The organism is Lutibacter sp., assembly GCF_030692605.1.
Lineage (GTDB): Bacteria > Bacteroidota > Bacteroidia > Flavobacteriales > Flavobacteriaceae > Lutibacter.
Map to the genome: position 1 here is coordinate 25,756 of NZ_JAUYUD010000035.1, position 11,873 is coordinate 37,628.

The window sequence follows — 11,873 nt, forward strand, 5'->3', positions numbered from 1 at the left end:
TAAGTATATATAGGTGCTTCTTATAGGAAGCACCTTGTGTATACCTACGGGTGTAGCTCAGTTGGTAGAGCACTGGTCTCCAAAACCAGGTGTCGGGAGTTCGAGTCTCTCCACCCGTGCAAATAAAATAGCGTGGTACGAGATGTCTCTCCGCCCGTGCAAAAATTAAAATAATGAAATTAATTAATTATATAACAGACTCTTTTGGTGAGTTACGGAACAAAGTTTCATGGATTTCTTGGGAAGAAGCTCAAAAATCTACAGTTATTGTTGCGATATTTACTTTATTATTTTCTTTAGCGGTGTTTGCGGTTGATAAATTTTTCCAAGCAGGGCTAACAGAATATTTTAAACTATTTTAATTAAAAATACACTATGTCTGATTCTGTAAAAAAATGGTATGTTGTTAGGGCTATTGGTGGGCAAGAGAATAAGGTAAAAACTTATATCGAAAATGAAATTGCACGCTTAGGCATGACTGATTATGTTGATAGAGTTTTGGTGCCAACAGAAAAAGTAATTCAGGTGCGTAATGGAAAAAAAATTCACAAAGAGCGTGTTTATTTTCCTGGTTATGTTATGATTGAAGCTAATTTGAGTGGAGAAATGCCTCATATTATTAAATCTATTCCTGGTGTAATTGGATTTTTAGGCGAAGTAAAAGGAGGTGATCCAGTTCCAATGCGTAAAGCAGAAATAAATAGAATGCTTGGTAAGGTGGATGAACTGTCGGTGCAGACTGATAGTGTTGCTATCCCATATGTAATTGGTGAAACTGTAAAGGTTATTGATGGTCCGTTTAATGGATTTGATGGTACCATAGAAAAAATAAATGAAGAAAAGCGTAAACTAGAAGTAATGGTGAAAATTTTCGGTAGAAAAACACCTTTAGAATTAAGTTATATGCAAGTAGATAAAATTTCATAATTGTTACATAAGTAATTCATGATATTATATAGCTTCCAACTATAATATAATATCTAACATTTAAGATTAAATAATGGCAAAAGAAATAAGTAAGGTAGTAAAATTACAAGTTAAAGGAGGGGCGGCAAATCCGTCACCACCAGTTGGACCTGCTTTAGGTGCTGCCGGAGTTAACATTATGGAGTTCTGTAAGCAATTTAATGCGAGAACTCAAGATAAACAAGGAAAGATTTTACCTGTGGCTATTACAGTTTACAAAGATAAATCGTTTGAGTTTGTTGTTAAAACTCCACCAGCCGCTGTTCAAATATTAGAAGCAGCTAAAGTTAAAAAGGGTTCAGCAGAGCCTAACCGTAATAAAATAGCTACAGTTACTTGGGCACAATTGAGAACAATTGCAGAAGATAAAATGGTTGATTTAAATGCATTTACAATTGAATCTGCAATGTTGATGATGGCAGGAACTGCTAGATCAATGGGTGTTAAAGTAAGAGGAGAAGCTCCAATTAAAAAATAAAACAGTTAAAAAAAATGGCAAAATTAACAAAAAAGCAAAAAGTAGCTCATGATAAGGTTGAGAGTAATCGAGCTTATTCATTAAAAGACGCTTCTGCTTTAGTAAAAGATATTACTAGTGTAAATTTTGATGCATCTGTAGAATTAGCTGTTAAGTTAGGAGTAGATCCTCGTAAAGCTAATCAAATGGTTAGAGGTGTGGTTACATTACCACACGGAACCGGTAAAGATGTTAAAGTTTTAGCATTAGTAACTCCAGACATGGAAGAAGCTGCAAAAGAAGCAGGTGCTGATTATGTTGGGTTAGATGATTACCTTCAAAAAATTAAAGAAGGTTGGACAGATGTTGACGTTATTATTACTATGCCAAGTGTTATGGGTAAGTTAGGTCCATTAGGTCGTATTTTAGGACCAAGAGGATTAATGCCTAACCCAAAAACTGGTACAGTAACAATGGATGTTGCAAAAGCTGTAGGTGAAGTTAAAGCCGGTAAAATTGACTTTAAAGTTGATAAATATGGTATAGTTCATGCAGGAATTGGAAAAGTTTCTTTCGAGGCTTCAAAAATTGAACAAAATGCACACGAACTTGTAACAACACTTTTAAAGCTTAGACCAACAGCTGCAAAAGGAGTGTATATTAAAAGTATTTACTTATCCAGTACTATGAGTCCTGGAATAGGTATTGATCCAAAAACAGTATAACTAGTTAAAAGTTAGTAATTATGACGAGAGAAGAAAAATCACAAGTAATAGAAACTTTAACAACTAAGTTATCTGAAGGGAATATTATATATTTAGCAGACCTTTCTGGATTAAATGCTTTGGAAACCTCTAATTTACGTAGAGCTTGTTTTAGAGCAAATATTCAACTATCAGTTGTTAAAAACACCTTGCTTGAAAAAGCAATGGAAAAATCTGAAAAAGATTTTGGAGATTTACCATCAGCATTAAAAGGGAATACCTCTTTAATGTTTGCTGAAATTGGGAATGCTCCAGCAAAATTAATTAAGGAATTTCGTAAGAAATCAAATAAACCTTTATTGAAAGGAGCTTATGTTGAAGAAGCAATTTATATTGGAGATGACCAATTAGATTCTTTAGTAAACTTAAAATCAAAAGAAGAGGTAATAGGAGATATTATTACGTTATTACAATCGCCTGCTAAAAATGTTATTTCAGCATTACAATCAGGAGGTCAAAAATTGTCTGGTATTATTAAAACATTATCAGATAAATAAATTAGTGCACGAATAAACTAAATAATAAAATTTAAACAAAGAGAAATGGCAGATTTGAAAAATTTCGCAGAACAACTTGTTAACTTAACAGTAAAAGAAGTAAATGAGTTGGCTAAGATTTTAAAAGACGAATATGGAATTGAACCAGCTGCAGCAGCAGTTGCAGTAGCAGGTCCAGCAGCAGGTGGTGATGGAGAAGCAGCAGAAGAAAAAACTGAATTTGATGTAATATTAAAATCAGCAGGTGCTTCAAAATTAGCAGTTGTTAAATTGGTTAAAGAATTAACTGGTTTAGGATTGAAAGAATCTAAAGAAATTGTTGATAGCGCACCAGCACCTATTAAAGAAGGTGTTTCTAAAGACGAAGCTGAAGGTTTAAAAGCTTCTTTAGAAGAGGCTGGAGCTGAGGTTGAGCTTAAGTAAGCTCCCAACAGTTTAAGCAATTAAAGGTTTAGGTCTAGGTATATTCTTAGACCTAAACCATTTTGCATATATATTCGTTCTTATATTTTAATAGTTTTATAACCTAAAGTTTTTGTCCATTGGCCACAAAAAATAATACCGAAAGAATAAGCTTTGCATCAGCTAAATTAGTAACTGAATATCCTGATTTTTTAGATATTCAAATTAAATCTTTTCAAGATTTCTTCCAACTAAAAACGAAAGCTGATGAGCGTAGTACCGAAGGTTTATATAAAACCTTCCTAGACAATTTCCCAATTTCTGATACTCGAAACCAATTTGTGTTAGAGTTTTTGGATTATTTTGTGGATCCTCCTAGATATACCATTTTAGAGTGTATTGAACGAGGTTTAACCTATAGCGTGCCTTTAAAAGCACGTTTAAAACTTTATTGTACTGATCCTGAGCATGAAGATTTTGAAACAATTGTTCAAGATGTGTATTTAGGAACTATTCCTTACATGACTCATAGTGGTACTTTTTGTATTAATGGTGCTGAACGTGTTGTTGTATCTCAATTACATCGTTCACCTGGAGTATTTTTTGGACAATCATTCCATGCAAATGGAACTAAATTATATTCAGCAAGAGTAATTCCATTTAAAGGTTCTTGGATAGAGTTTGCTACAGATATCAATCAAGTAATGTATGCTTATATTGATAGAAAGAAAAAATTACCTGTAACCACCTTGTTTAGAGCAATTGGTTATGAGAGAGATAAAGATATTTTAGAAATTTTTGACCTAGCTGAAGAAATTAAAGTTTCAAAAAGTGGTCTTAAAAAATACCAAGGTCGTAAGCTTGCTGCCCGTGTTTTAAAAACGTGGTTTGAAGACTTTGTAGATGAAGATACTGGTGAGGTAGTTTCAATTGAAAGAAATGAAATTGTATTGGATAGAGATACAGTTTTAGAAAAAGATGAAATTGAGGAAATTATTGAATCAGGCGCTAAAAGTATTTTACTTCATAAAGAAGATAATGAAATGGCCGATTATGCCATTATTCATAATACGTTACAAAAAGATCCAACGAACTCAGAAAAAGAGGCTGTTGAACATATTTATAGACAATTGCGAAATGCAGAACCGCCAGATTTTGAAACTGCAAAAGGAATTATTGATAAATTATTCTTTTCTGAGCAACGGTATAATCTTGGTGAAGTAGGTAGATACAGAATGAATAAAAAGTTGGGCTTAGACGTTAGTATTGACGAAAAAGTACTGACTAAATTGGATATTATTACTATTATCAAAAATTTGATAAAATTAGTAAATTCAAAAGCTGAGGTTGATGATATTGACCATTTATCTAATCGTCGTGTTCGTACGGTTGGTGAGCAATTGGCAAGTCAGTTTGGCGTTGGTTTATCTCGTATGGCACGTACCATTCGTGAACGAATGAATGTGCGTGATAATGAGGTGTTTACACCAATAGATTTGATTAATGCTAAAACATTGTCTTCGGTTATTAATTCATTTTTTGGTACCAACCAATTATCTCAATTTATGGATCAAACAAATCCATTGGCTGAGATTACGCACAAAAGAAGATTATCGGCATTAGGACCAGGAGGTTTATCTAGAGAACGTGCAGGATTTGAGGTTCGTGATGTTCACTTTACACATTATGGAAGGTTATGTCCAATTGAAACTCCGGAGGGACCGAACATTGGTTTAATTTCTTCATTGGCCGTTTTTGCTAAAGTAAATAATTTAGGATTTATTGAAACACCATATAGAAAAGTAACAAAAGGTGTTGTTAATATTTCTGATGAACCAAAATATTTGAGTGCTGAAGAGGAAGAAGGAATGAAATTTGCTCAATCTAATTTACCTTTAGATGAAGTTGGAAATTTTGTAAATGAAAAGGTTATTGTTAGAGAAGAAGCAGATTATCCTGTCGTAGATTCAACAGTGGTTAACTTTATGGATGTAGCTCCAAATCAAATTGCTTCAATTTCAGCATCTTTAATTCCATTTTTGGAACATGATGATGCGAACCGTGCATTAATGGGATCGAATATGATGCGTCAGGCTGTACCTTTATTAAAACCAGAGTCTCCTATTGTGGGTACAGGTTTAGAGCGTAGAGTAGCAAAAGATTCTAGAATTTTAATGAATGCTGAAGGACCAGGGGTTGTAGAATATGTAGATGCAAACATTATTAGAATTAAATACGATAAAACTGAAGAGGAAATTCTTGTTAGTTTTGAAAGTGATACAAAAACATATGATTTAATTAAGTTTAGAAAAACGAATCAGGGTACAACAATTAACCTGAAACCAATTGTTAAAAAAGGTGATAGGGTTGAAGAAGGTCAAGTGCTTTGTGAAGGCTATGCTACTCAAAATGGTGAATTAGCACTTGGTAGAAATATGAAGGTTGCTTTTATGCCTTGGAAAGGGTACAATTTTGAAGATGCAATTGTAATTTCTGAAAAAGTTGTTCGTGAAGATATTTTTACCTCTATTCATATTGATGAATATTCATTAGAAGTTAGAGATACTAAATTGGGAGCTGAAGAATTAACTAATGATATTCCAAACGTTTCAGAAGAAGCTACTAAAGATTTGGATGAAAATGGAATGATTAGAATTGGAGCCGAGGTAAAACCTGGCGACATTTTAATTGGTAAAATTACACCAAAAGGAGAATCTGATCCAACGCCAGAAGAAAAATTATTACGTGCAATATTTGGTGATAAAGCAGGAGATGTTAAAGATGCATCTTTAAAAGCTTCACCTTCACTAAATGGCGTAGTAATTGACAAAAAACTATTCGAACGAGCCGTTAAGGATAAAGCAAAAAGAGCTAAAGATAAAGTAAACATTGCTACTTTAGAAGATAAATATGCCGCCTTACTTGAAGATTTACGTGCTGTTTTAACCGATAAATTATTCGGTTTAGTAAGTGGTAAAACTTCTCAAGGAGTATTGAATGATTTAGGTGAAGAAATTCTACAAAAAGGAAAAAAATACACCTTAAAAATGTTGAATGCTGTACCAGATTTTAGCTATTTAACTAGAGGAATTTGGACTACCGATGATCATATTAATAGTTTAATTAATGAATTAATTCATAATTATAAAATTAAAGTAAATGACCTACAAGGTGGTTTGCGTCGTGAGAAATTTACTATTTCTGTTGGAGATGAATTACCAGCAGGTATTTTAAAATTGGCTAAAATTTACATTGCTAAAAAACGTAAATTAAAAGTTGGTGATAAAATGGCAGGTCGTCATGGTAACAAGGGTATTGTTGCAAGAATAGTAAGACAAGAAGATATGCCTTTCTTAGAAGATGGAACGCCTGTTGATATTGTATTAAATCCACTTGGGGTACCTTCACGTATGAATATTGGTCAAATTTATGAAACCGTATTAGGCTGGGCAGGTCAAAAACTTGATAGAAAGTTTGCGACACCAATTTTTGACGGTGCCACAATTGATCAAATTAATGAGTTAACGGCAGAAGCTGGAGTACCATTATTCGGACATACTTATTTATATGATGGAGGAACTGGACAACGTTTTGACCAAGCTGCAACTGTTGGAGTTATTTATATGATTAAACTTGGTCATATGATTGATGATAAAATGCATGCTCGTTCAATAGGACCTTACTCTTTAATTACACAACAACCACTTGGAGGAAAAGCTCAATTTGGAGGTCAGCGTTTTGGAGAGATGGAGGTTTGGGCTCTTGAAGCTTATGGTGCGTCTAGTACATTGAGAGAAATTTTAACAGTAAAATCGGATGACGTTTTAGGAAGAGCTAAAACATATGAGGCTATTGTAAAAGGAGATCCAATGCCTGAACCAGGTTTACCAGAATCATTTAATGTATTAATGCATGAACTGAAAGGTCTTGGATTAGACGTTAGATTAGAAGAATAACAACTAAATAGGTTAGGAGGTAACCCCTCCTAACTTTAAAATATTTTTACATTTTAAATTCGAATCCATCATTATTATGGCAAGAAAAACAGATAAATACACTGTAAAAAAGTTTGAGAAAATTTCAATTGGTTTAGCATCTCCAGAAGTAATTCTAGAGAAGTCTAATGGTGAAGTTTTAAAACCTGAAACAATCAACTATAGAACTCACAAACCTGAAAGAGACGGATTGTTTTGTGAGCGAATTTTTGGACCTATAAAAGACTTTGAATGTGCTTGTGGGAAATATAAAAGAATTCGTTATAAAGGAATTGTTTGTGATCGATGTGGGGTAGAGGTTACAGAAAAAAAAGTACGAAGAGATAGAGTAGGACACATTAATTTAGTGGTTCCTGTTGCTCATATTTGGTATTTTAAATCATTACCTAACAAAATGGGATACCTTTTAGGGTTACCATCAAAGAAGTTAGACATGATAATTTACTACGAAAGATATGTAGTAATTCAGCCTGCTGGTGCTAAAAATTCAGATGGAGAACCATTGCAAAAAATGGATTTTTTAACGGAAGAAGAATATTTAGATATTTTAGAATCTTTTCCAATTGAAAATCAATATTTAGATGACAATGACCCAGATAAGTTCATTGCAAAAATGGGTGCTTCTTGTTTAGTTGATTTATTCAATAGAATTGATTTAAATGAATTATCATATGAACTTCGTCATAAAGCTAATACCGAAACATCAAAACAACGTAAAACAGAAGCCTTAAAAAGGTTAAATGTTGTTGAAGCGTTTAGAGATGCTAACAAAAATAGAGAAAACCGTCCAGAATGGATGGTTATGAAAGTAATTCCGGTTACTCCTCCAGAGTTAAGACCTTTAGTTCCTTTAGATGGAGGTAGGTTTGCTACTTCAGATTTAAATGATTTATACCGAAGAGTAATTATTCGTAACAATCGTTTGAAAAGGTTAATGGAAATTAAAGCTCCAGAAGTAATTTTACGTAATGAAAAACGTATGTTACAAGAATCTGTAGATTCATTATTTGATAATACAAGAAAATCTTCAGCAGTTAAAACTGAATCAAACCGACCATTAAAATCGTTGTCAGATTCATTAAAAGGTAAACAAGGACGTTTCCGTCAAAACCTTTTGGGTAAACGTGTTGATTATTCTGCTCGTTCTGTAATTGTTGTTGGGCCAGAATTAAAATTATTTGAATGTGGATTGCCAAAAGATATGGCAGCTGAATTGTACAAACCATTTGTAATTAGAAAATTAATTGAAAGAGGAATTGTAAAAACAGTAAAATCTGCAAAGAAAATTATTGATAAAAGAGAACCTGTAGTATGGGATATATTAGAGAATGTTTTAAAAGGACATCCTGTAATGTTAAACCGTGCTCCTACATTACACCGTTTAGGTATTCAAGCTTTTCAGCCAAAATTAATTGAAGGAAAAGCAATACAGTTACATCCATTGGTTTGTACTGCATTTAATGCCGATTTTGATGGTGATCAAATGGCGGTTCATTTACCATTAGGGCCTGAGGCAATTTTAGAGTGTCAGTTACTAATGTTAGCTTCACATAATATATTAAACCCAGCAAATGGTGCTCCTATAACTGTTCCATCTCAGGATATGGTTTTAGGTCTATATTATATGACTAAAGAAAGAAGAAATACTCCAGAATATCCTGTGAAAGGAGAAGGTTTAACTTTTTATTCACCTGAAGAAGTAAATATAGCTTTTAATGAAAAAGCAGTTGACTTAAATGCAATAATTAAAGTTAGAACAAAAGATTTTAATGCTGAAGGAGAATTAGTTAATCAAATTATTGAAACTACCGTTGGTAGAGTACTATTCAATGAAGTTGTACCAGTTGAAGCCGGTTATATTAACGAAGTTTTAAATAAAAAATCGTTAAGAGATATTATTGGAAAAATTCTAAAAGTTACAGATGTACCAACAACTGGTAAATTTTTGGATGATATTAAGGATATGGGTTATCACTTTGCATTCCAAGGTGGTTTGTCATTCAGTTTAGGGGATATTATTATTCCACCAGAAAAACATAAAATGATTGCAGATGCCAATGCCCAAGTTGACCATATTATGGTTAATTATAACATGGGTATGTTAACAAATAAAGAACGTTACAATCAGGTTATTGATATTTGGGGTTCAACAAATAACCGTTTAACTGAACTTTCAATGAAGCGTTTGCGTGAAGACCAACAAGGGTTTAACTCGGTTTATATGATGTTAGATTCTGGTGCAAGGGGTTCTAAAGAACAAATTCGTCAGTTAACTGGTATGCGTGGATTAATGGCGAAGCCTAAAAAATCTACAGCAGGTGGTGGTGAAATTATTGAAAACCCAATTTTATCTAACTTTAAAGAAGGATTATCAATTTTAGAATATTTTATTTCAACACACGGTGCTCGTAAAGGTCTAGCCGATACGGCGTTAAAAACAGCAGATGCGGGTTATTTAACACGACGTTTGGTTGATGTGTCTCAAGATGTAATTATTAATGAATTTGATTGTGGTACATTAAGAGGATTAAATGTTGAGGCCCTTAAAAAGAATGATGAAATTGTTGAGACTTTATCTGAAAGATTAGACGGTCGAGTTTCATTACATGATGTTCTTAATCCTGATACCGATGAATTAATCGTAAAATCAGGAGATGAAATTTCTACTGAAATAGCAGAGCTTATTCAAAATTTAAATATTGAAGGAATAGAAGTTCGTTCTGCTTTAACTTGTGAGTCTAAAAGAGGTATTTGTGCTAAATGTTACGGTCATAGTTTATCTACCAGAAAAATGGTTCAAATAGGTGAAGCCGTTGGTGTAATTGCTGCACAATCTATTGGAGAACCAGGTACTCAGTTAACCTTAAGAACATTCCACGTTGGAGGGGTTGCAGGAAATATATCTGAAGAAAATAGCTTAACTGCTAAATTTAAAGGAATTGCACAAATAGACGATCTAAAAACAGTTAGTAGTGTAGATTCTGAAGGAAAAGCAATTGAAACAGTTATTTCTAGAACTTCTGAAATAAAAATTAATGACGAAAAAACAGGAATTACACTTAGTACAAGTAATATTCCTTATGGTTCAGTTTTGAATATTAAAATTGGAGATTCAATTAAAAGAGGTGATGTAATTTGTAAATGGGATCCATTTAACGGAGTAATTGTATCAGAATTCGCAGGTGTAATTGAATTTGAAGATATTGAATTAGGGACGAATTATATTGTTGAAATTGATGAACAAACTGGATTCCAAGAAAAAGTGATTATTGAATCTAGAAATAAAAAAACAATTCCAACATTATTGGTAAAAGATAAAAAGGGAGATGTTCTAAGATCCTACAATTTACCGGTTGGAGCTCATTTAATTGTTGATAATGGCGATAAAATTTTAGCGGGTAAAATCGTTGTAAAAATACCAAGGAAATCAGGTAGATCTGGAGATATTACAGGAGGTTTGCCTCGAGTTACAGAATTATTTGAAGCACGAAATCCTTCGAATCCTGCAGTTGTTTCTGAGGTGGATGGAGTAGTATCGTTTGGAAAAATCAAACGTGGTAACAGAGAGATAGTAGTTGAATCAAAACTAGGCGATGTTAGAAAATATTTAATTAAACTTTCTAATCAAATTTTAGTTCAAGAAAACGACTTTATTAAAGCTGGTATGCCATTATCTGAAGGTGCTGTTACACCAGATGATATTTTAAATATTCAAGGTCCTGGAAAAGTTCAAGAATATTTGGTAAACGAAATTCAAGAGGTTTACCGTTTGCAAGGTGTGAAAATTAACGATAAGCATTTTGAAGTTGTTGTTAGACAAATGATGCGTAAAGTTAGAATTTTAGATTCTGGTGATACCTTATTCCTAGAAAATCAACTAGTTCATATAAATGATTTCATTGAACGAAATGATGAAATTTATGGAATGAAAGTTGTTGAAAACGCTGGAGATTCTAAAGTTTTAAGAGAAGGTCAAATTGTTACAACACGTCAATTACGTGATGAAAATTCTGTTTTAAGAAGAGATGATAAGGAACTAGTTGTTGCAAGAGATGCACAACCAGCCACCGCAGATCAAATATTACAAGGTATAACTAGAGCATCGCTACAAACGAAATCATTTATTTCTGCTGCTTCGTTCCAAGAAACTACCAAAGTGTTAAATGAAGCTGCTGTTAGTGGAAAAGTTGATGACTTAGAAGGACTGAAAGAAAACGTAATTGTTGGAAAACGTATTCCTGCAGGAACAGGTATGCGTGCTTATGATAATATTATTGTTGGTTCTAAAGAAGAAATGGATTCAAAACTATAAATTATGAGCGACTCAAATTTAAAAAATGAGGGACAAATTAATATTGAACTCGATGAGAAAATTGCTGAAGGAATATATTCCAATTTAGCAGTTATTAATCATTCAGTGTCAGAATTTATAATAGATTTTATAAGTGTAATGCCAGGTCAACCCAAGGCAAAAGTAAAATCTAGAGTAATTTTAACTCCTCAACATGCCAAAAGACTTGCAAAAGCTTTAGCAGAGAATGTGAAAAGATTTGAGAAAGGTCATGGTGAAATTAAGGACTACGAAACGCCACCAATTCCTATAAATTTTGGGCCTGTTGGTGAGGCATAATAGTATAAAAAAACCGAACATATTTAGACTGCCCCCAAAAAGTTAGACAAATTTATAATTAATTTTGACAATAATGAGCTCGATATTTTATCGGGCTCATTTTGTTTAGATTTGATTTAATTCTTTCGTTATTATAATAGTCTATATATTGTTTGATTTCAA

At 32.9% G+C, this 11,873-nt stretch carries 10 protein-coding genes and 1 tRNA gene; 10 read left to right on the forward strand and 1 reads right to left on the reverse strand.

Annotation, left to right across the window (positions count from 1 at the left end; all coding sequences use genetic code 11):
* The first annotated feature begins 46 nt into the window (after window positions 1-46).
* The 10 genes from Q8S45_RS02945 to Q8S45_RS02990 all read left to right on the forward strand — a co-directional run bounded on the left by Q8S45_RS02945 (window position 47) and on the right by Q8S45_RS02990 (window position 11,711).
* Window positions 47-119 (forward strand) — tRNA-Trp (locus tag Q8S45_RS02945).
* Window positions 120-173: 54 nt separating this feature from the next.
* Complete coding sequence (gene secE / locus Q8S45_RS02950; protein ID WP_305601082.1) at window positions 174-362, forward strand: preprotein translocase subunit SecE; 189 nt, start codon at window positions 174-176, stop codon at window positions 360-362.
* Window positions 363-375: 13 nt separating this feature from the next.
* The gene (gene nusG / locus Q8S45_RS02955) at window positions 376-927 is read left to right on the forward strand and encodes a transcription termination/antitermination protein NusG (protein WP_305601084.1); all 552 of its coding nucleotides are present in this window, start codon (window positions 376-378) and stop codon (window positions 925-927) included.
* Window positions 928-1,000: 73 nt separating this feature from the next.
* The gene (gene rplK, locus Q8S45_RS02960) at window positions 1,001-1,444 is read left to right on the forward strand and encodes a 50S ribosomal protein L11 (protein WP_305601086.1); all 444 of its coding nucleotides are present in this window, start codon (window positions 1,001-1,003) and stop codon (window positions 1,442-1,444) included.
* 14 nt (window positions 1,445-1,458) lie between these two features.
* The gene (gene rplA / locus Q8S45_RS02965; RefSeq protein WP_305601088.1) at window positions 1,459-2,148 is read left to right on the forward strand and encodes a 50S ribosomal protein L1; all 690 of its coding nucleotides are present in this window, start codon (window positions 1,459-1,461) and stop codon (window positions 2,146-2,148) included.
* Window positions 2,149-2,168: 20 nt separating this feature from the next.
* Window positions 2,169-2,684: a 50S ribosomal protein L10 gene (rplJ, locus tag Q8S45_RS02970; protein ID WP_305601090.1), complete on the forward strand. Its 516-nt coding sequence runs from the start codon at window positions 2,169-2,171 to the stop codon at window positions 2,682-2,684.
* Window positions 2,685-2,729: 45 nt separating this feature from the next.
* Window positions 2,730-3,107, forward strand: a complete 378-nt coding sequence (gene rplL / locus Q8S45_RS02975) for a 50S ribosomal protein L7/L12 (protein WP_305601091.1) — start codon at window positions 2,730-2,732, stop codon at window positions 3,105-3,107.
* Window positions 3,108-3,226: 119 nt separating this feature from the next.
* Window positions 3,227-7,042 carry a DNA-directed RNA polymerase subunit beta gene (rpoB, locus tag Q8S45_RS02980; protein ID WP_305601093.1) on the forward strand — a complete coding sequence of 1,272 codons (3,816 nt, stop codon included), beginning with the start codon at window positions 3,227-3,229 and terminating at the stop codon, window positions 7,040-7,042.
* A gap of 76 nt (window positions 7,043-7,118) precedes the next feature.
* Window positions 7,119-11,393, forward strand: coding sequence for a DNA-directed RNA polymerase subunit beta' (gene rpoC / locus Q8S45_RS02985; protein ID WP_305601095.1), 4,275 nt, complete (start codon window positions 7,119-7,121; stop codon window positions 11,391-11,393).
* A 3-nt stretch (window positions 11,394-11,396) separates the two neighbouring features.
* Window positions 11,397-11,711 (forward strand): DUF3467 domain-containing protein, encoded by a 315-nt coding sequence (locus Q8S45_RS02990; RefSeq protein WP_305601097.1) that lies wholly within the window; start codon window positions 11,397-11,399, stop codon window positions 11,709-11,711.
* A 58-nt stretch (window positions 11,712-11,769) separates the two neighbouring features.
* Here the strand turns inward: Q8S45_RS02990 and Q8S45_RS02995 are convergent, their stop codons facing one another.
* The gene (locus Q8S45_RS02995) at window positions 11,770-11,868 is read right to left on the reverse strand and encodes an IS3 family transposase (RefSeq protein ID WP_371132950.1); all 99 of its coding nucleotides are present in this window, start codon (window positions 11,866-11,868) and stop codon (window positions 11,770-11,772) included.
* Between the last annotated feature and the right edge of the window lie 5 nt (window positions 11,869-11,873).

Coding starts and splice junctions, on each gene's coding strand:
- secE (WP_305601082.1), top strand. CDS start 174: ATGAAATTAATTAATTATATAACAGACTCTTTTGGTGAGTTACGGAAC.
- nusG (WP_305601084.1), top strand. CDS start 376: ATGTCTGATTCTGTAAAAAAATGGTATGTTGTTAGGGCTATTGGTGGG.
- rplK (WP_305601086.1), top strand. CDS start 1,001: ATGGCAAAAGAAATAAGTAAGGTAGTAAAATTACAAGTTAAAGGAGGG.
- rplA (WP_305601088.1), top strand. CDS start 1,459: ATGGCAAAATTAACAAAAAAGCAAAAAGTAGCTCATGATAAGGTTGAG.
- rplJ (WP_305601090.1), top strand. CDS start 2,169: ATGACGAGAGAAGAAAAATCACAAGTAATAGAAACTTTAACAACTAAG.
- rplL (WP_305601091.1), top strand. CDS start 2,730: ATGGCAGATTTGAAAAATTTCGCAGAACAACTTGTTAACTTAACAGTA.
- rpoC (WP_305601095.1), top strand. CDS start 7,119: ATGGCAAGAAAAACAGATAAATACACTGTAAAAAAGTTTGAGAAAATT.
- Q8S45_RS02990 (WP_305601097.1), top strand. CDS start 11,397: ATGAGCGACTCAAATTTAAAAAATGAGGGACAAATTAATATTGAACTC.